The following is a 19,246-nucleotide window of genomic DNA, read 5'->3' as shown; positions in this document are numbered from 1 at the left end:
GCTTCACTCGAACAGGCTGCCCTGGCCCGCTTCTGCGCCCGGTTTCCTGTCGCGGCTCGGGCGGGGGTAGCCGGCCTCGCGCATGGCCCGCACCAGTTCCGCCATCGCGTCCCAGATCTCGTCGCTCTGCTGCGGCGTCAGTGCCGCATTATTGTCCAGGCTGTCGCAGGCGCCGCGGATATTGGCCGCCAGGGAGTTGATGTAATGCTGCCGGTTCAGCGCCAGCGCGGCCTGGCGGCGCCGGTTGCATTCGGCGTCGAGCTCGTCGCGCTGCTCGATCGAAAGCTTGTCGAGCAGGCCGGGAGAGGGCTTGTAGGTGTACTTGTCGAATGAGCCGACGATGCGAACGATGGGGGCGTTCCTGGCCTCGTCGAAACCGGTGTACAGCAGCACCTGCACCTTGCCGCCCTGTTCCTTGAATTGCACTGCCGAAGTCCTTTGAAGAAATGGCCGCCTGGTTCAGGAAACCAGCGTGCAGCCCTGTTTCTGGTGGCGTTGCGCGATGTCCTTCAACGCCGCGATGCCCGCTTCCAGGCTGTCGATCGGCCGGCTCTTGCCGCCGCAGCGGCCACGCCGCTGCGCACGGCCTGCCCAGCCCTGGATGATGACCCACTGCTCGAACAGGTCCTGCATCAGCACCACGGTATGCACCCTGTCGGGTTCGGCGAACTGCATGCGGATCGGGCAGGCGGTAGCCACTGGCAGCGGGCGGGTGAGGTCGTCTACGGGATCGATCATGGGGCTGCATCATACCAGCAGCGCCCGGGGTTTTGAATGGAGGCCCGCGGCTGTCCAGCGGAAGCGGGGCCTGCCACGGCTCTCGCTGGACAGCCGCGGGCGGCTCTGCTAAAAGTGGCCGCCATTGCGCGTCCGCGGCCCGGCCGGCGCGGCCATCCATGAAGAGCATCCAATTGACCAGACTACGCAACCACCTCATCGCCATTGCCTCCCTGCTGCTGCTGTCGGCCTGCGCCGGCCCGGCGCCGGCCTTGTCCTACCATGCGGTGGTGGATGCCGGCAGCAGCGGCTCGCGGATTCACCTCTATCAGGTCAGCCGCCCCGACGAGGGCATGGCCATCACCGACGTCGCGCAGCTGGAATCAGCCCGCGGGGATGGATTGTCGAGCTATCAGGCGCAATCGGAGCAAGCCGGGCAGCAGGGCTTGCAGCCCTTGCTGCAAGCCCTGAACGACTGGCTGCTGGCGCGGCGGATCGGGCGCAACACGGTGCCGGTCGACGTGCTCGCCACGGCCGGCATGCGACTGCTCGAACAGGACGATGCGCCGGCGGCCCAGGCCATCTACCGCAGCGTGCGCCGCACCATCCTTGACAACGGTTACCGGGCCGGCGAGCTGCGCACCATTTCCGGCGACGAGGAAGGCCTGTATGCGTGGGCCGACGTGAACTACCTGCATGGCAATTTCCGTCAGGGGCGCAGGACTGCGGGCCTGGTTGAAGTGGGCGGCGCATCGGCGCAGGTGGCCTACGAAACCAGCCAGCGCGGCCATGCGCATGCCCATGCGGTCAACATCGGCGGCGCGTCGTACACGGTGCTGAGCGTGAGCTTCCTGGGGCTGGGCCAGAACGAGGCGCGCAAGGCGATGGTGCTGGCCTCCGGTCAGGAGCACAACCCCTGCTATCCCAACAACGACAGCGGCAGCCCGCCCGGCGGCTTCGATGCCGGCGCCGTCGTTTCAGGCAATTACCGGTTCGGCCGCTGCGAGGACCTCTACCAGACCGTGCTGTCGGCGTTCCGGGTGCGCGACAATGCAATTGCCGCCGACTTCGACGGCCGCGACTTCATCGGCATCTCATCGGTCTATCATGCGTTGAACAACTGGCATGTGCTGGACCGTCCGGCCATGCTGTCGCAAGCGCTGGAGCGCCAGTGCAGCGGCTCCGATGCCTGGAGTTTGAAAGTCATGCCGGCGCAGGGTGGCTCATCAGGCTTCGCCCAGAATGCCTGCGCCAACGGCACCTTCATCAACACGCTGCTGTTCGATTCGCATTATGGCCTGGGGCTGTCTGGGGAGCGCGTTCATGGCGCCGGGCAAATTAATGGACAGTCGCCGAGCTGGACCAGGGGTTATCTGCTGATCAGCGGCAGCCGGTAGGTTGTATCGAAAGGGAACGTGGGCTGCATCAGGCAAGCCCGGAGGGGTGGCATGCATCACAGCTGCAGTTCAACTGCCCGTTGAGCGCGCCGTGGCGACGATGCCTGAAGCGCATAAGATACAGCGTCTGTCGTAGCCTGTCGTAGGGCGGAATACCCCGCAGGGGCATTCCGCCAAGCGGTCGATCAGGCCGAAGCGTTCAATCTGCCTGTCGTCTTGCCCTTGGTGGCAACGCGCCGGCGCCATCCGTGCAACTGCACCAGCACCAGCACCGGGGCCACAACGATCCCCAAGCTCCTGCACCGATTGAGTATCCAGGCCAACGTACCAAGCCCTACCAGATCCGTGGCGCTTCAGGTCAATCCATGCGAGCCCATGAAAAAAGCCTGGCCCGCTTGCGCAGGCCAGGCTCCGACGCAGTCGCAGCAGCGCGCTCAGTCCTGCCGCACGCAATCAACGAAGTAGCCGCGCTTGCCATCCACCTCGCGCGTCACCAGGCCATGCACGTCGGTCTCGAAACCCGGGAAGCGCTCGTTGAAGTCGCGCGCGAATTTCAGGTAGTCGACGATGGTCTTGTTGAAGCGCTCACCCGGAATCAGCAGCGGAATGCCGGGCGGATAGGGTGTCAGCAGGATGGATGTCACGCGGCCTTCCAGTTCATCGATGGGCACGCGGTCGATCTCCCGGTGCGCCATGCGCGAGAACGCGTCCGAGGGCTTCATCGCCGGCTGCATGTCCGACAGGTACATCTCGGTGGTCAGGCGCGCCACGTCGTACAGCTTGTAGAAGCCATGGATCTGCTGGCACAGGTCGCGCAGGCCAACCCGCTCGTAGCGCATGTTCGCCGCCGCGAACTCGGGCAGGATGCGCCACATCGGCTGGTTCTTGTCGTAGTCGTCCTTGAACTGCTGCAGCGCGGTCAGCAGCGTATTCCAGCGGCCCTTGGTGATGCCGATGGTGAACATGATGAAGAAGGAATACAGGCCCGCCTTTTCCACGATCACGCCATGCTCGGCCAGGTACTTGGTGACGATGGAGGCCGGAATGCCGGTCTCGCCGAACTGGCCGTCCAGCGACAGGCCGGGCGTGACGATGGTGGCCTTGATCGGGTCCAGCATGTTGAAGCCGGGCGCGAGCTTGCCGAAGCCGTGCCAGTCGTCCTCGGCGCGGATCATCCAGTCCTCGCGCGAGCCAATGCCGTTCTCGGCGAAGTCGTCCGGACCCCAGACCTGGAACCACCAGTCCTGGCCCCATTCCTGGTCGATCTTGCGCATCGCGCGACGGAAGTCCAGTGCTTCCAGGATGCTTTCCTCGACCAGCGCAGTGCCGCCCGGCGGCTCCATCATCGCCGCGGCGACGTCGCAGGAAGCGATGATCGCGTACTGCGGCGAGGTGGAGGTGTGCATCAGGTAGGCTTCATTGAAGGCGTCCTGGTCCAGCTTCACCGATTCGGATTCCCGCACCAGGATCTGCGACGCCTGCGACAGTCCGGCCAGCAGCTTGTGCGTGGATTGGGTCGAGAAGATCATCGACTCCTTGGCGCGCGGCCGGTCCTTGCCGATCGCATGCATGTTGCGATAGAAGTCGTGGAAGGTCGCATGCGGCAGCCAGGCCTCGTCGAAGTGCAGGGTGTCAATCTCGCCGTCGAGCATGCTCTTCAGGGTCTCGACGTTGTACAGCACGCCGTCGTAGGTCGACTGGGTGATGGTCAGGATGCGCGGCTTCTTGTTGACCGCCTCGCGGGCGAACGGGTTGGCCTCCACCTTCTTCATGATGTTTTCCATCTTGAATTCTTCCAGCGGGATCGGGCCGATGATGCCGAGGTGATTGCGGGTCGGCATCAGGAACACCGGGATCGCGCCGGTCATGATGATGGAGTGCAGGATGGACTTGTGGCAGTTGCGGTCCACCACCACGATGTCGCCCGGCGCCACGGTTGAGTGCCAGACCATCTTGTTGGAGGTGGAGGTGCCGTTCGTGACGAAGTAGCAATGGTCGGCATTGAAGATGCGCGCCGCATTGCGCTCCGAGGCTGCCACCGGGCCGGTATGGTCGAGCAGCTGGCCCAGTTCCTCGACGGCGTTGCAGACGTCGGCGCGCAGCATGTTCTCGCCGAAGAACTGGTGGAACATCTGGCCGATCGGGGATTTCAGGAAGGCCACGCCGCCGGAGTGGCCGGGGCAGTGCCAGGAATAGGAACCGTCCTGCGCATAATGCACCAGCGCCCGGAAGAAGGGCGGCGACAGGCCGTCCAGATAGGACTTGGCTTCGCGGATGATATGGCGCGCGACGAATTCCGGCGTGTCCTCGAACATGTGGATGAAGCCATGCAGCTCGCGCAGGATGTCGTTGGGGATGTGGCGCGAAGTGCGGGTTTCGCCGTACAGATAGATCGGGATGTCGGCGTTCTTGTAGCGGATCTCCTCGACGAAGGCGCGCAGCGCCTTGAGCGCGGCATCGGTCTCCTCGGTGGAGCCGCCGCCGAATTCCTCGTCGTCGATGGACAGGATGAAGGCCGAGGCGCGCGACTGCTGCTGCGCGAACTGCGACAGGTCGCCGTAGCTGGTGACGCCGACGACTTCCATGCCTTCCTTTTCCATCGCGTCGGCGAGTGCGCGTATGCCCAGGCCGGAGGTGTTTTCGGAGCGGAAGTCTTCGTCGATGATGACGATGGGGAAGCGGAATTTCATGAAATCTCCTGGCGGGCGGGGCGCTGTATGCGCCCGGCGAAGGCCGCGCTAAAAATGCGAAAGCCGAATTTTCTCAGATATGGCCGGCGCGCGGGGTAAATGCCGGCGGCAGGACTTGTGATTTTCGCGATCCGGCGTAAGGGCAGTGCCGATTCGTCAAGAAGCGGGATGAGGCCGGCCGCCAGTGGCAGCCGGCCTCATGACGAACAGGACGACGGCCTACAGGTGCAGCCAGGCCATGCCGCCCACGGCGATACCGGCCAGCGCCACGCCATAGGACGCGATTTCCAGCCAGCGCCTGCGCGTCAACAGCGTGATTGCCGCCAGCGAGATGGCCACCTGCTCGGTGGTGGTGGCCAGCGCCCAGCGATGATGCTGGTGCATGGACTCCGCCGAACGCTTGTCGAATTCAGTCGATTGCGCTTCCAGCTTCTCAGCATCGCGCTTGATCTCTTCCTTCTCCGCCTTGTAACGCTCGACCTCGGCCTTGTAGCGCTGCTGATCGACGCCGGGCAGCGACATGGCCAGTTCCGCCAGGTTCTGCTTGTTGGATTTGGCCTGGTAGTAATTCCACTGGTTCGACGCGGCGGTCTTCTTGATTGCCGCATCGTTCTTGTACATCGCGGCGTCGTTCTGGGTGGCGCCGCCGAGGTAGCCGAAGGTGGCTCCTATGGTTGCCAGCACCGCAGTCACCACGGCGATCCTGCTTGAAAAGCTGTCGCCACCATGCGCCGCGTGTTCGACCGCATGATCATGCGGTCCGTGGACATGAAACCCGCCTCCTGACATTGCTGCTCCTGAAAGAATTACCGTGTGCGCATATAGGTGACGATTGCATACGCCAGCCCGCTTGCGGCCGAATGATACGCTTGCCTGCCAGTTACTTTCCAGTGGTCACTATCGATCTCGGGAAAAAAAGTGTCGCACGGATATTCAGCATCGATTTCCGTGACGATCAGGCAGTCCGCCAGGGGAAACGTTTGCACGAACAGCTCAGCGCCGCCAATGATGAACGCCTGTTCGCCTTCCGGTATGAGAGCGCAGGCCGCTTCCGGGGAGGCAGCGGTTTCGACGCCTGCCGCCTGCCAGTCGGGATTGCGGGTCACCACGATGTTGCGGCGGTTCGGCAGCGGCCGGCCGATCGACTCATGGGTCTTGCGCCCCATGATGATGGGATGACCGGTTGTGGTGCGCTTGAAGTGCGCCAGGTCTTCCGGCAGACGCCATGGCAGTTGATTGTTGATGCCGATGCCGCGCTTGCGGTCCATGGCGACGATAAAGGTGATCCTGGGCAAGTGCATGGGCGTTGAAGAGGCCGAAAGGCGCCATGTTAATCCTATTTGCTTGATCTGGTCGAAATTGGCAGTGAAGTAACCCGGAACTTTGCAGTTTGATACTGATCGATTGAAACCGTGACCTCGAAAATGAATAAAAACCGCATCGCATGATGCAGCGCGCAGGTCGTTATGCGCCACTCACGCCGCTATGGAATCCTTACTGACCAAACCGAATGATTTCCCCAACAGCCAGATCGTACTGCTGGTGGATCCGCAAACCCAGACCGAGGCGCATCTGGCCCCGCTGATGGCGTCGGAGCAGGTGCGGCTGCTGCGGGCGGAAAGCGCCGAGGAAGCGCTCGAGCTGCTGGTGACACATGACGTGGCATTGGCGCTGGTGGACACCGAGCAGCCGGCAATGAACGGCTTCGAGCTTACCCGCTGGATACACGAAAACTCCCGCACGCGGCATATTCCCGTGATCATGCTCGCCAACGGCGCATGGGATAAAGCCGCGATCGAGACCGCCTACGATGCCGGCGCGATCGACTACCTCGGCAAGCCGGTGGGCAGCAATGTATTGTCGGGCAAGATCACGGTACTGCTGGAACTGGACCGCAACCGCCGCAAGCTCAGGGAAGCGGTCGCGCATATCGACAGCACCAAGGCCTATTACGAATCCATGCTCAACGCCGCCGGCGATGGCGTGATCGGCATGGACCGGGCCGGACGGGTCCGTTTCGCCAATCCTGCCGCCAGGACAATGCTGGGCGCCGAGCGCGACCAGATCGTCGGCGCCGACTTCATGTCCTTTTATCCGACGCCCGCGTCATCCAGCGCCTGCTGGGAGGAATCGCCGTTTTTCCATAGCCTGCGCCAGGGCATCGAGAGCACGATGGATGAAGCCAGCCTCATGCGATGCGACGGCAGCCGCTTCCCTGTCAGCCTGCATATCTCGCCCCTGTCCGGACACGCCGACGGCCTGGTGCTGGTGTTTCAGGACATCACCGGCCGCAAGGCCCTGGAAGAGCAGCTGCGGCGCCAGGCCGTGACCGACAGCCTGACGGGCCTGCACAATCGCAGCGGCTTCAAGGCGGCTTTCCGCACAGTGCTGGAACGCGCCCGTCGCGCCAGGAAGAGCGTGGCGCTGATGTTCATCGATCTCGATCATTTCAAGCGCATCAACGACACGCTGGGCCATGGGGCTGGCGATCACCTGCTGGCCGCTACCGCGCAGCGGCTGCGCGAATGCGTGCGCTCCTATGACATCGTCTCGCGCATCGGCGGCGATGAGTTCTCGGTGGTGCTCGACGAGCTTGATCATGGCGCCAGCGCCGCCCATGTCGCAGCCAAGATCCTGACGGCGCTGCGCCAGCCTTTCCGGCTGGAGGACGGCATGCAGGTGGCCATCAGCGCCAGCATAGGCATCGCCACCTTTCCGGAATGCGCGGAGGATGTCGACCTGCTGATGCAGGCCGCCGGCGTCGCGATGTACCAGGCCAAGAGCGACGGCCGCAACCTCTACCACTTCTACATGCCCGAAATGAATGCCAAGGCGCGCCAGCGGCTGATGCTGGAACAGGCGCTGCGGCTGGCGGTAAAGGACGATGAATTCTCGCTGCACTACCAGCCGCAGGTGGACATCGCCAGCGGCAACGTGGTGGGTTACGAGGCGCTGCTGCGTTGGCAGCACGAGCAGATAGGGCGCGTGGCGCCGAGCACCTTCGTGCCCATGCTGGAAGAGACCGGGCTGATCATACCGATGGGCCAGTGGGTGTTTTCCACCGGCTGCCGCCAGCGGCATGCCTGGGATGGCGTGCTGCCGGAGCAGTGCGTGCTGTCGGTCAATCTGTCGCCGCGGCAGTTCGTCGACAAGAAGCTTGTGTCGCAGATCCAGCAGGTTCTCGAAACGAACGAACTGCCCGCCTACCAGCTGGAAATCGAACTCACCGAAAGCATGCTCATGTCCAATACCGAGCATACGCGGGACGTTCTTCGTTCATTGAAGCGGCTCGGGCTGAAGCTGTCCGTGGACGATTTCGGCACCGGCTATTCGTCGCTGGCGTATCTGAAGCAATTTTCGCTGGACGCGCTGAAGATCGACAAGCAGTTCATCGATCACCTGACCACTTCAAAAAAGGATGAAGCCATTGCCCGGTCCATCATCCAGCTTGGCCACAATCTGGGCATGCAGGTGATTGCCGAAGGCGTGGAGACTGGCGAGCAGGTGGAAGCACTTCAGGAACTCGGTTGCGACGTGGTCCAGGGCTTCTATTTCGGGCGGCCGGTGCCGGCCGGCGAAGTGGTCGGCCTGCCGCATGCAATGGCGGTCAACGAGCGCTAACGCATTTCCAGCCTGACTGGCATCAACCGATCAAGCAAGATCGCCTTTGGAAGAGCCGCCCGGGGGTTGGTAGGGTGCAATACCCGAAGGGCATTGCACCGTGGTCGCATACCGCAAAGATCATCTCAAGGACCTATGCTGGTCCACGCATGGTGGAATGCCCCTTCGGGGTATTCCACCCTACGGCACCAGGGCATGCCAAGGGCGCAGGATGCACGGTGCGCCGCACCTGAGCCTGCAGCATGACGCTAGCCTGGCCAAATTCCCTCTAACGCATCGGCAAGAACATGGCATGGGCAGCTCGCCGCCGGCCTGACGCCGCAGGAAAACACTTCCGCACATCGGGTCGCAACGATTCCATCCGGCATGCCAGGCTGGCAATCCAGGCGCCGCAGCGCTGCCGGCAAAGTCCTGATTACACCATCCGGCCGTGCTTGCGCGTCGCCTTCTGCGCGGTGCTCCCGGCACGCGCCGGCTGTCGCTGCACAGCCGCGCCGGGACGGGGCCGGTTCTGGCCGAACTTGCGCGCCAGCTTGTCCGGACCCGGCGTTTCGCGCTTGCGTTCGATGGCTTGCAGGCCGGGCGTCGGGGCGCTGCGCGGCACCAGGTGCTGCGGGCCGTTGCCGATCAGGTCGGAACGGCCCATGCGATGCAGGCCTTCCCGCAGGATGTCCCAGTTGGCCGGGTCGTGATAGCGCAGGAAAGCCTTGTGCAGCTTGCGGACCTTGCCGGCCCGCACGGTCTCGACGATTTCCGACTCGTCCGTCACCTTGTGCAGCGGGTTCTTGCGGGTGTGATACATCGCGGTGGCCAGTGCCATCGGCGTGGGCAGGAAGGTCTGCACCTGGTCGAGGCGGAAGTCGTTCTTCTTCAGCCACAGCGCCAGGTTCAGCATGTCCTCGTCCGTCGTGCCCGGGTGGGCGGCGATGAAGTAGGGGATTAGGTACTGTTCCTTGCCGGCCTCCTTCGAGAACCGCTCGAACATTTCCTTGAACGCATGGTAGGCGCCCATGCCGGGCTTCATCATCTTCGACAACGGGCCGGTTTCCGAATGCTCGGGCGCGATCTTCAGCAGGCCGCCCACATGATGGGTGACCAGTTCCTTCACATATTCGGGCGAGCGCACCGCCAGGTCGTAGCGCAGCCCGGAGCTCACCAGAATCTTCTTGATGCCCGGAATGGCGCGCGCCTTGCGATACAGCTGGATCAGCTTGCCGTGGTCGGTGCCGAGGTTGGAGCAGATGGTCGGATAGACGCAGGACAGGCGCCGGCAGGATTCCTCGATCTTCTTGTCCTTGCAGGCCAGCCGGTACATGTTGGCGGTGGGTCCGCCGAGGTCGGAAATGGTGCCGGTGAAGCCCTTGGTCTTGTCGCGGATCAGTTCGATCTCGCGCAGGATGGACGGCTCCGACCGGCTCTGGATGATGCGTCCCTCATGCTCCGTGATCGAGCAGAAGGTGCATCCGCCGAAGCAGCCGCGCATGATGTTGACCGAGAAGCGGATCATTTCCCAGGCCGGAATGCGGGCCTTGCCGTAGCGCGGATGCGGCGAGCGCGCATAGGGCATGTCGAAGACGAAGTCCATTTCGTCCATGGCCAGCGGCAGCGGCGGCGCATTCAGCCAGACGTCGCGGTCGCCATGCTGCTGCACCAGGGCGCGGGCATTGCCGGGATTCGATTCCAGGTGGAACACCCGCGATGCATGTGCATACATCACCGCATCATCCTTGACCTGCTCGAAGGAGGGCAGGCGCACCACGGTCTTGCTGCGCACTTCCTTCAGCGCCGCCATGCGCTCCTCGCGCGACAGGATCAGCACCGGCTTGGGCGCTTCCGGCGCCGCCTCGGTCTTGCAGGAGGCGTCTTCCTTGGACTTCATTTCATACGGGTCCGGATGCGGCTCGACCCGGCCCGGCGTGTCGATGCGGGTCGAGTTTGCCTCGCTCCATTCCGCCGCCGGTTTCCAGCCATGCGGCACCATGAAGGCGGTGCCGCGCAGGTCGCGGATGGACTTGATGCTTTCGCCGGCGGCGACGCGGTGCGTCAACGAGATCAGCGCCCGCTCGGCATTGCCGAAGATCAGGATGTCGGCCTTGGAGTCGGGCAGCACCGAGCGCTTGACCTTGTCCGACCAGTAGTCGTAATGGGCGATCCGGCGCAGGCTGGCCTCGATGCTGCCGATCACCACGCCGACTTCCGGATAGGCTTCCCGCACCCGCTGTGCGTAGACCACCACCGCCCTGTCCGGGCGCTTGTTCGGTTCGCCATTGGGCGTGTAGGCATCCTCGGAGCGGATCTTCCGGTCGGAGGTGTAGCGGTTGATCATCGAGTCCATATTGCCGGCGGTGATGCCGAAATACAGATTGGGCCGGCCCAGCGCGCGGAAGTCGTCCACCGACAGCCAGTTCGGCTGGGTGATGATGCCGACGCGGAAGCCCTGCGCTTCCAGCAGGCGGCCCACCAGCGCCATGCCGAAGCTGGGATGGTCGATGTAAGCGTCGCCGGTGACCAGGATCACGTCGCAGCTGTCCCAGCCCAGCGCATCCATTTCCGCCCGGGTGGTGGGCAGGAAAGCCGCCGGCTTGACATAGTCGGGACGATAACGCGGGTAGGAACGGATGTTTTTCGGTGCTTCCATGGGGCCAATGAAGGTAAGCGCATGCGCCGCGGCTGGCGATGCGGGTAGGTGGAATTTCGGGGAAGGCGAGAGTATGACAGCTTTATCGAAAACTGGCCGGATACCGCCAAAAAGCCGCGAAGTCAAGCCAGCGAAATGGCGGACAGTGTTGCCTTCCTGCCTCGTTAGCGAAGATAAAACATCTTATACTCGCCGCCTGTTCTATCACCGCCCAACCGTATGTCCGAATCCGATTTCCTCGCCGCCATCGATGTCGAGCGCCTGGCGCAACAGCTGGAAGGCCATGCCGATTACCGCGTCTTGCGCCGGCTGGCCGAGCGCCGTTGCTATGCCGAGCCGGACGGCAGGCCGCTGGCCCGTGGCGTGGTGGTGGATACGGAAACCACCGGATTGTCGCTGGAAGTGGATGCGATCATTGAATTTGCAATGGTGGTATTCGAATTCGACCGGGAAAGCGGGCAGGTCTACCGGATACTCGACATCCTCGACGAACTGGAAGATCCGGGCCGGCCGATACCTCCGGCGTCGACTGCGGTGCATGGCATTACCGATGAGATGGTAGCCGGCAAGCGTATCGACGATGCGCGGGTGGCCGCCTTGCTGGCCGGGGTGGAACTGGTAATTGCGCACAATGCGCGCTTCGACCGTCCGTTCCTGGAATCGCGCCTGCCGATCTTCGAAACCCTGCCGTGGGCCTGCTCGCTGCAACAGGTATCCTGGGCGGAGGAGAGCATGGCCTCGGCCAAGCTGGAATATCTGGCTTACCGCCTCGGCTTCTTCTTTGACGCGCACCGGGCCCAGGCGGACTGCCTGGCCTTGCTGGAATTGCTGCAAAAGCCCTTGCCTGTGTCTGGCCGCCTTGGCCTGGCCTGCATGCTGGAACAGGCCCATGTGCGTGATTTCCGCGTCTATGCGCTACGGGCGCCGTTCGACAGCAAGGACATGCTCAAGGCGCGTTCCTACCGTTGGGATGGCGAACGCCGCTGCTGGCACCGCACGCTGGCGGGGGAGTTGATGTCGGAGGAGATTGCCTGGCTCAAGGCGCATGTGTACGGCGGCCGGGCTACCAGCCTGGATTTTGAGGCGATGGATGCGCTGTGCCGCTTTTCACTGCGTCCCGGCAAGGTGTTCAGCCGGGACATCTGATATCGCTAGTCCGCTGCCGGTCTTACTTCGGCGGCGCGCCGGGCTTATCGATGGACTCGGGCGTGGAATGGTTATTGACCTGTCCGGGCATGGGCATTGCGGTCGATTCCTGCTGCTTGTCCAGTGTCTGCGGATTGGCTTGCGACGGGCTGGCCGAGTCGGGAATGGTGGCGGCGGCCGATGGTGACTGCGGTGCCATGGCGGCATCCTGCTGCGGCAGCGCGGATGGCGGCAGGGCAACGGAACTGCCCTTGCTCTCTACTGTGGCGGCGCCGGGCTGGCTCACTGCAGTCGCCGCGGTCGTCGGCTTGGGCGCATCGCTGCGGTTGCAGCCGGCCAGCGCCAGCGCCATCAGGCAAGCTGTCAGAGGCAGCGTTTTTGTCATGTGTATTGCTCCTGTATGGCATGCGGGCAGATGCCCCGCGCTTCGTGAATGCGCAAAGATGCAACTATCGAGAATGGGAAAGACGCTGAAAACAGGGCGGACGCTGGGTCCGCCCCGGTCGGGCAGGGATTAACGACGCAGCAGTCGGCTGATGATGAAGCCGGCGCCGGCGGCGATCGCCAGTGCCGTCATTGGCTTTTCACGCACGCGCACGCGCGTGTCGGCAATGACCTGGTCCTGCAGGTCCTTCATCTGGCCTGCCTTTTCGGTCATCATGCTGGCCGCCTGCGACGCAGCGGTCGACACCTTGTCAACGGCGACATGGGCTGTGCTGGACAGCTTTTCGACGGTCGGACGAGCGGCTTCGGCAGCCTTGTCTATCGTGTCATGCGCCGTGGTCTTGACCTCGTCGACACGCTCCTTCACCGCGGTGGCGGAACCTCCCATCGAACCCGGTGCGGGCGTGGTGCTGGAAGCGGTGCCGGTGGAGGGGGTGCTGGACGACGATGCGCCGGTGGAACCCGTCGAAGGGGTAGAACCGGCAGAGCCCGTCGATCCGGTAGAGCCCGTCGATCCGGTTGCGGGTTTGGCGGTGGTCGAGCCGGCAACGCCGCTTCCGGTGTTGGAACCCGTCGATCCGGTCGCGCCGCTGGAGCCAGTGGATCCGGCCGAACCGGTCGAACCGGTCGAACCCATCGAGGTGCCCGAGCCGGAAGTGCCTGCCGAACCCGGGGTCGACGTGCCGCTGGTGCTGGCGCCGGATGTCGGGAAGCTGCTGCTACCCGTGGTCGACGGCTTCTGCGTCGTGCTGCCGGTGGTGGAAGTGGACGAGCCGCCCGTGGAGCCGGAGGTCGAACCGGTGCTGCTGCCTGGCATATTCTTGCTGGTATCCACCATGATGCTTTCCTTTATAAAATTCGACGATCAAACATCCGCTATGCGGACCGGGGTATGAGGCAAGGCGAGCCGACGCACTGTTCGCTGAATTGCCGGCACGCCGAAGCATACAGCTTTGCCATTCGTTGAAATTAAGATAAAACATTTACGCTTCCGGATTCGGTTCGCTACCGAACACAATCCCTGCGTTTATTGAAATGGCAACGCCATCTCACTCTCTATCATCCTCACGCCAGCATCGCATTGCGCCGAATTAAAGCGGTGCCCCGGCACTCGTCAACCGCCTGCCTGCCATTTTGCGTTACTCTTTCGCAAACCTTTCACGACAATAACGATACGGAGCACACCTGATGTCCATCGAGCAGCCAGCACCCCTCTGGTCACCATCCGCCGAACGCATTGCCGGCAGCCGGCTCAATGATTACCTGCAGTGGCTGGGGCGCGAAAAGCGCCTGCCGTTTTCCAGCTACGACGCCTGCTGGCAATGGTCGGTCAGCCACCTGGAAGATTTCTGGGAATCGATCTGGCAATATTTCGACCTCAAGAGCTCGGCCCCCTACACGCAAGTGCTGGGTGAGCACAGGATGCCTGGCGCGACATGGTTCGATGGCGCCCGGCTCAATTTCGCCGAGCAGGTATTCCGCTTTCACACCGACGACGCGGCAGCCGATGCGCCCGCCATCATTTCCCGTTCCGAACTGCGCGGCTTGTCGGAACTGTCCTGGCGCGAGCTGCGCAGCCAGATTACGTCGGTGGCCAATGCACTGCGCGCGCTCGGCATCGGCCCGGGCGACCGGGTGGTGGCGTACCTGCCCAACATCCCGGAAACCGCCGTCGCCTTCTATGCCTGCGCCAGCATCGGCGCCATCTGGTCGAGCTGCTCGCCCGACATGGGCCATGCCAGCGTGCTGGACCGCTTCCGCCAGATCGACCCCAAGCTGCTGCTGGCAGTCGACGGCTACCGTTACGGCGGCCGCGATTTCGACCGCATGGAGGTGGTGGGCACGCTGCGCGAGGCGCTGCCGACGCTGGAACATACCGTGCTGCTGCCTTACCTGAACCCTGTCGCCGCGCTGGACGGCGCCATGCCGTGGCAGGCGCTGCTGGAGCATCCGGCGGCCCGGTCGCAGCCTATCCGTTTCGAACAGCTGCCGTTCGACCATCCCCTGTGGATCCTGTATTCCTCCGGCACCACCGGCATGCCCAAGCCCATCGTGCATGGCCATGGCGGCGCGCTGATCGAGAGCGTCAAGGGCCATGCGCTGCAACTGGACCTGGGCGAGCGCGACCGCTTCCTGTGGTTTTCCACCACCGGCTGGATCATGTGGAATTCCCAGGTCACCGGCCTGCTGGTCGGCGCCACGATCTGCATCTACGACGGCAATCCGGGTTATCCGGACCTGGGTACGCTATGGCGTTTCGCCGGCGAAACCGGCCTGACCTTCATCGGCGCCGGCGCCGCCTACTTCGCCAACTGCATGAAGGCCGGCCTGGAGCCGGCGCAGATTGCCGACCTGACGCCGCTGCGCGCGGTCGGCGTCACCGGCTCGCCGCTGTCGGTCGAAGGCTATGAATGGATCTACCGCCATGTGAAGGCCGACCTGCTGCTGGCCGTGATCAGCGGCGGCACCGATATCGCCGCTTCCTTCGTCGGCGCCTGCCCGGTCCTGCCGGTATACGCCGGCGAGATGCAGGCGCGCAGCCTCGGCATCGCCGTCTACGCCCTGGACGATCAGGGCAACAAGCTGGAGGACGCGGTCGGCGAACTGGTGGTCACCGAGCCGATGCCATCGATGCCGCTCTACTTCTGGAACGATGCCGGCAACAAGCGCTACCTGGAAAGCTACTTCGAAACCTATCCGGGCCTGTGGCGCCATGGCGACTGGCTGCGCATCACGCCGCGCGGCGGCGCCATCATCTATGGCCGCTCCGACACCACCATCAACCGCCATGGCATACGGATGGGCACGGCCGAGATCTACCGCGTGGTGGAGGACCTGCCGGAAGTGCTGGACAGCCTGGTGGTGGACCTGGAATACCTGGGCCGCGACTCCTGGATGCCGCTGTTCGTGGTGCTGCGCGAGGGCGTGACGCTGGACGCGGCGCTGGAGCAGCGCATCCGCGAGCGCATCCGCACCGAACTGTCGGCGCGCCATGTGCCCAACGACATCCACCAGGTCGAGCAGGTGCCGCGCACCCTGACCGGCAAGAAGATGGAGCTGCCGGTGAAGAAGCTGTTTTTGGGCATGCCGGTGGAGCAGGTCGCCAACCGCGATGCCATGGCCAATCCGGACAGCCTGGATTACTACATGGCGCTGGCCAGGCAGCGCAGTGCCGGCGCTGCCTGAGCGCAGCCTGATGGTCTGAAAGCCGGCGCCCGCTATTTAGCCGCGGCGCGCCGTTCCTGCAGTGCGGCCTCGCATGGGTTGTCCGCCGGATTGACCGCATCCCAGGCGGCGGTGGCGACCACGCTCAGCCCGCCGGTCAATACCGCCGCGCCGAGCCGCGCCAGCGCTCCCGGGCTGGAGGGGTCGAGCGCCATTTTCGGCTTGGCCAGCGGGCCGGCGATCGCCACATCGCCGCTCACCAGCGCCACGCCCAGGCTGATGCCGTTGCGGGCGCGCACCCTGCCGCGCAGGTCCACATCCTGTTGCCGCAGATCGATGCTGCCTCGGGTGAGCAGCTGGCTGGCATCGCTGCGGGCGCCCACCAGTGCGCCATCCGCCTGTCCATGGCGCAGCGGCAGCCGTGCAGAAAAGCATTGCAGCCGCAACTGGCTGGCATCGCGTTCGGAAAACAGCGGAAACAGATCGGTCAGCAGGCTTTCCGCATTGCCTGCCTTTTCCGAACGAATCACCGTGGCGCCGCCGCGCACGGTGATCAGGCCATCGGCGCTGGCGGCGATGTCGCGCTGGGTGTCACCCTTCGCCTGCAGGGTGGCGCGGATGCGCATCGGTCCGCCGCTGACGGGCACCTTGCGTCCGCGTTCGCTGAACCAGCGTTCCAGCATCATGCCGCTGGCGTCCAGCGTCAGGTCGGCGGCATGCCGCGTTGCATCCAGGTTGAGCTTGCCGCTGGCGCTGCCGCCCAGCAGGGCCATCGAGAAGGGCGCAACATGGATGCGGCCGCCGCCGCCGCGCAGGCTGGCTTCGAGCTGCTCCATGCGTATGCCCGAAGGCAGCTGGAATTTGTCTATCCGAAGCGTCACTTTGCTGTCCAGGCCGGCCAGCGCTTCCAGCGTTTTCCAGGGCAGGGGTGCGCGTCTGAATATCTCGCCCTGGGCAAGCGGCGCTGGCGGCGGCCTGCCGGCGTCGCGGCGCAATGCTGCCCAGTCTAGGCTGGGTAGCGCGAGCTGGCCTTCAAGCCGCGGCTTGCCGTTCTCGTGGCGCAGTGTAAGGTTGCCGCTGGCTTCGGTCGAGCCCAGCTTCAGTTGCCTGATGTCGAACAGAAGCGCCTGATCGGCGCCACGCAGCCGGGCCTGCAGCGAGAGCGCCGCGGGGGGCGCATCGGCTGGATCGCCGGCGCTGAAGAAGCCGATGGCCTGCGCCACCGAGTCCGCCTGCACCGACAGATCCGCCGCCGTGTTGGCACTGCCCTGTGCCGACAGCGGCAAGATGCCAGTCAGGGTCGCCGAGGCGGCCGGCAGACGCAGCACGATGCGCCCCTTGCTCGATGCGCCGGCCTGGCCGGCTTGCGACAGGTCCGCCATCTCCGCTTCCAGGCGCATCTGCTGCGATCCACGCAGCAGCTCGGCCTGTAACTGCGCATTGCGCCAGCCCGGCGCCGCACTGCCGGCCAGCGACTGTATCTTCCATTGATGTTCGCCAGCCGGACTGCGGTAGACAAGGTCGACCATGCCGGCGCGCAGCTCTCCCAGGTCCTGCCAGTGCGCGCCGGAAGCCTTGCCATCGGGGGTAATGCTCCAGCTATGTTTGCCGTCGGCGGTGGTTTCGAGATGGATGGCTGCTTGTCGCATCAGGATTGCGCCAGGCGCCAGCCGGCCTGACAGCAGTGCCCGCCACGACAGTCGCATATCGACCTGGTCGGCCTGGATCATGTCGCGGTATTGCGCCCAGTCCGGATTGGATAACGCGACGCCCGTGGCGCGCAGGGAAGGTAAGGGCAGCCAGCGCACCGATAGTGTGTCGATTAGCAGCCGGCGCCCGGTGGCGGCATGCACCCGCTCCTGCGCCATCACGATGAGGGCCTGCTGATCGAACAGCAGGTGGCCGGCAAGGATTGCGCTGGCCAGCAATGCCGCTGCCAGCGTTGCGATTGCGAACGCCCTGCCGCGCCAGCCAGCCATACGGATTCCTTCGGGTCGATTGATCAAGGCACGCTGTAGCCTGCATTGTAGGGAAATGACGCTCTTGTTTGCCTGACAACAGCGGTGTCACCCGGAATCCGTCAACAGTCGTATTCATGCGGACTGGCTGCTTCCAGCGGCATGTGCCGGCGCCGCAGCATTGCGACTGCATCTGCGTTGCATGCGAAGCATGTCCTGGCGCTTGCGGCCTCGAACCGCTTGCCGTGAAACGGGGGGCAGCCACGCATCAGGCGGCAGCGAAGGAACCAGGCAGGCTTGGCGCCGACAAAGACGGCGGCTTTCAAGGCCACCCCAAACTTTGAACGGAGGAAGGAAAATGGCAATTGATTTCACCAAGCAGGTACGTGACAAGTTCTGTCCTGAAAATAATGAGAACAACGCCGATGCCGGCCAGCTGGCATCACCGCAGCGATCATCCGACATTGTCATCAGGTCGGTATCGGAACGTCAGCCAGTGCCGTCGCTTCTTGGCAATGCGGTGGCCGGTCAACGCAATGCAATAGGGCCCGGTAGTCCGGGCAATCGAACCGTGGCACAAGCCGGCAAGAAACTGTCCGGCTCTTCGATGACGAATTCGCCCCTGTCGATCAAGCTGCTGCGCAAGATCGACCGACTGACCGGCGACGACGAGGGCAGGAGCGGGCGTTCCTTGCTGAGGCTGCATGGCAATGATGCCGTAGATGGAAATGACAGGCTGGCGCCGCTCAGGATTAACTGGCTCATCACGGTTGACGAGCCGATAGTGCCAGGCGAACTGAGCAGGGCCACGCCGCCTCCAGGGGCGCTCAAGACGCAGCCGGCACAGGAAGACAAGGTCCGCATCATTGAAGTCCTCGGGCAGGAGCGGCTGAAAACGGACTTCAGCAAGTTGTCTGCTCGTCCGGAAGCCAATCCGCACCAGGCGCATTGGCAAGCCGCCGAGCCTGCGCGCACGCAGGCGTCAGGCAGGCGCCCATTTGAAGATGCCATGGGGCCTGACCACATGCCACCCCGGAAAAGGCAGAAAACGGATCATCGGGAAGCCTCCACCGCTGCCAGCGATGAACAACCGGCTTCGGCACGGCAGACCCTGGCCTCGCCCCGCCATGATTCACCGCGCACGTTCGATGCGGACAGCGACGCCGAGCTGTCACTGTCTCCGGAAAGAGAGCGCAGTCCGGTCAAGGCGCGTAGCCTTTCGTGGAAAACGTCCACCCTGAAACGCAAGCCCAAGATGACCGAGCTTCCATTCAAGGCGTGGCTGGCAAACACGTCCGCCAGGGGGCTAGGCGCATTGCCAGGTCCTGCGCAGCGATCGCCTGCGCAGCATGCCAGCGGCCCGCCTGTATCCAGCGCAGCCATCATGCCTGCGGAGTCGCATGGAAAGCCGTCGTCCAACTAGCGTCAGGGAGCCGCAAAGCGTGGATGGCTGGTGATCGAAACTTCCAG

Annotated in this window: 15 protein-coding genes; 6 read left to right on the top strand and 9 right to left on the bottom strand. The window is 64.0% G+C overall.

From position 1 onward, the window contains the following. Positions 1–3: 3 nt before the first annotated feature. Complete coding sequence (locus IGW04_RS18320; protein ID WP_194714527.1) at positions 4–426, bottom strand: hypothetical protein; 423 nt, start codon at positions 424–426, stop codon at positions 4–6. Positions 427–459: 33 nt separating this feature from the next. Beyond that, on the bottom strand, positions 460–738 hold the full coding sequence (locus tag IGW04_RS18315) for a hypothetical protein (RefSeq protein WP_194714526.1): 279 nt from the start codon (positions 736–738) through the stop codon (positions 460–462). A 173-nt stretch (positions 739–911) separates the two neighbouring features. On the opposite strand from IGW04_RS18315, the gene IGW04_RS18310 reads away from it, so the two are divergent. Further along, positions 912–2,114: an acetate and sugar kinases/Hsc70/actin family protein gene (locus IGW04_RS18310; RefSeq protein WP_194714525.1), complete on the top strand. Its 1,203-nt coding sequence runs from the start codon at positions 912–914 to the stop codon at positions 2,112–2,114. Between the two features lie 434 nt (positions 2,115–2,548). On the opposite strand, the gene IGW04_RS18305 is transcribed toward IGW04_RS18310, so the two are convergent. The 3 genes from IGW04_RS18305 to IGW04_RS18295 all read right to left on the bottom strand — a co-directional run bounded on the left by IGW04_RS18305 (position 2,549) and on the right by IGW04_RS18295 (position 6,279). After that, the gene (locus tag IGW04_RS18305) at positions 2,549–4,804 is read right to left on the bottom strand and encodes an arginine/lysine/ornithine decarboxylase (protein WP_194714524.1); all 2,256 of its coding nucleotides are present in this window, start codon (positions 4,802–4,804) and stop codon (positions 2,549–2,551) included. 219 nt (positions 4,805–5,023) lie between these two features. Next, the gene (locus tag IGW04_RS18300) at positions 5,024–5,593 is read right to left on the bottom strand and encodes a DUF4337 domain-containing protein (RefSeq protein ID WP_194714523.1); all 570 of its coding nucleotides are present in this window, start codon (positions 5,591–5,593) and stop codon (positions 5,024–5,026) included. Between the two features lie 17 nt (positions 5,594–5,610). Then, positions 5,611–6,279 carry a dihydrofolate reductase gene (locus IGW04_RS18295; RefSeq protein ID WP_407672140.1) on the bottom strand — a complete coding sequence of 223 codons (669 nt, stop codon included), beginning with the start codon at positions 6,277–6,279 and terminating at the stop codon, positions 5,611–5,613. 10 nt (positions 6,280–6,289) lie between these two features. Between IGW04_RS18295 and IGW04_RS18290 the strand changes: the two genes are divergently transcribed. Next, on the top strand, positions 6,290–8,425 hold the full coding sequence (locus IGW04_RS18290; RefSeq protein WP_194714522.1) for a putative bifunctional diguanylate cyclase/phosphodiesterase: 2,136 nt from the start codon (positions 6,290–6,292) through the stop codon (positions 8,423–8,425). A gap of 415 nt (positions 8,426–8,840) precedes the next feature. Here IGW04_RS18290 and IGW04_RS18285 read toward each other — a convergent pair whose 3' ends face one another. After that, complete coding sequence (locus IGW04_RS18285; RefSeq protein ID WP_194714521.1) at positions 8,841–11,063, bottom strand: YgiQ family radical SAM protein; 2,223 nt, start codon at positions 11,061–11,063, stop codon at positions 8,841–8,843. 219 nt (positions 11,064–11,282) lie between these two features. Between IGW04_RS18285 and IGW04_RS18280 the strand changes: the two genes are divergently transcribed. Continuing rightward, positions 11,283–12,209: a 3'-5' exonuclease gene (locus IGW04_RS18280; RefSeq protein ID WP_194714520.1), complete on the top strand. Its 927-nt coding sequence runs from the start codon at positions 11,283–11,285 to the stop codon at positions 12,207–12,209. A 22-nt stretch (positions 12,210–12,231) separates the two neighbouring features. Here the strand turns inward: IGW04_RS18280 and IGW04_RS18275 are convergent, their stop codons facing one another. Together IGW04_RS18275 and IGW04_RS18270 are read right to left on the bottom strand one after the other, a co-directional pair. Beyond that, positions 12,232–12,594, bottom strand: coding sequence for a hypothetical protein (locus IGW04_RS18275; RefSeq protein WP_194714519.1), 363 nt, complete (start codon positions 12,592–12,594; stop codon positions 12,232–12,234). 129 nt (positions 12,595–12,723) lie between these two features. Then, entirely contained in the window at positions 12,724–13,041 is a 318-nt protein-coding gene (locus IGW04_RS18270; RefSeq protein WP_194714518.1) for a hypothetical protein, read from the bottom strand. Positions 13,042–13,057: 16 nt separating this feature from the next. Here IGW04_RS18270 and IGW04_RS18265 point away from each other — a divergent pair, with 16 nt between their 5' ends. Both IGW04_RS18265 and IGW04_RS18260 read left to right on the top strand, forming a co-directional pair. After that, positions 13,058–13,549, top strand: coding sequence for a hypothetical protein (locus tag IGW04_RS18265; RefSeq protein ID WP_194714517.1), 492 nt, complete (start codon positions 13,058–13,060; stop codon positions 13,547–13,549). A 292-nt stretch (positions 13,550–13,841) separates the two neighbouring features. Beyond that, a complete protein-coding gene (locus IGW04_RS18260) occupies positions 13,842–15,839 on the top strand; it encodes an acetoacetate--CoA ligase (RefSeq protein WP_228527186.1) in 1,998 nt (665 codons plus the stop codon). Between the two features lie 32 nt (positions 15,840–15,871). Here IGW04_RS18260 and IGW04_RS18255 read toward each other — a convergent pair whose 3' ends face one another. Then, a complete protein-coding gene (locus IGW04_RS18255; protein ID WP_194714516.1) occupies positions 15,872–17,797 on the bottom strand; it encodes an AsmA family protein in 1,926 nt (641 codons plus the stop codon). Between the two features lie 337 nt (positions 17,798–18,134). Between IGW04_RS18255 and IGW04_RS18250 the strand changes: the two genes are divergently transcribed. Continuing rightward, positions 18,135–19,199: a hypothetical protein gene (locus IGW04_RS18250; RefSeq protein ID WP_194714515.1), complete on the top strand. Its 1,065-nt coding sequence runs from the start codon at positions 18,135–18,137 to the stop codon at positions 19,197–19,199. Positions 19,200–19,246 lie beyond the last annotated feature (47 nt).

The organism is Noviherbaspirillum soli (genome assembly GCF_015352955.1).
GTDB lineage: Bacteria > Pseudomonadota > Gammaproteobacteria > Burkholderiales > Burkholderiaceae_D > Noviherbaspirillum_A > Noviherbaspirillum_A soli.
The sequence above is the reverse complement of the archived record's forward strand: the minus strand, read 5'-3'. Positions and strand labels throughout refer to the sequence as shown.

Bases quoted from the DNA above. Each gene is read 5' to 3' on its own strand.
- IGW04_RS18290 (WP_194714522.1), top strand. From the start codon at position 6,290: ATGGAATCCTTACTGACCAAACCGAATGATTTCCCCAACAGCCAGATC.
- IGW04_RS18300 (WP_194714523.1), bottom strand. From the start codon at position 5,593: ATGTCAGGAGGCGGGTTTCATGTCCACGGACCGCATGATCATGCGGTC.
- IGW04_RS18270 (WP_194714518.1), bottom strand. From the start codon at position 13,041: ATGGGAGGTTCCGCCACCGCGGTGAAGGAGCGTGTCGACGAGGTCAAG.
- IGW04_RS18280 (WP_194714520.1), top strand. From the start codon at position 11,283: ATGTCCGAATCCGATTTCCTCGCCGCCATCGATGTCGAGCGCCTGGCG.
- IGW04_RS18275 (WP_194714519.1), bottom strand. From the start codon at position 12,594: ATGACAAAAACGCTGCCTCTGACAGCTTGCCTGATGGCGCTGGCGCTG.
- IGW04_RS18315 (WP_194714526.1), bottom strand. From the start codon at position 738: ATGATCGATCCCGTAGACGACCTCACCCGCCCGCTGCCAGTGGCTACC.
- IGW04_RS18285 (WP_194714521.1), bottom strand. From the start codon at position 11,063: ATGGAAGCACCGAAAAACATCCGTTCCTACCCGCGTTATCGTCCCGAC.
- IGW04_RS18260 (WP_228527186.1), top strand. From the start codon at position 13,842: ATGTCCATCGAGCAGCCAGCACCCCTCTGGTCACCATCCGCCGAACGC.
- IGW04_RS18250 (WP_194714515.1), top strand. From the start codon at position 18,135: ATGGCAATTGATTTCACCAAGCAGGTACGTGACAAGTTCTGTCCTGAA.
- IGW04_RS18255 (WP_194714516.1), bottom strand. From the start codon at position 17,797: ATGGCTGGCTGGCGCGGCAGGGCGTTCGCAATCGCAACGCTGGCAGCG.
- IGW04_RS18305 (WP_194714524.1), bottom strand. From the start codon at position 4,804: ATGAAATTCCGCTTCCCCATCGTCATCATCGACGAAGACTTCCGCTCC.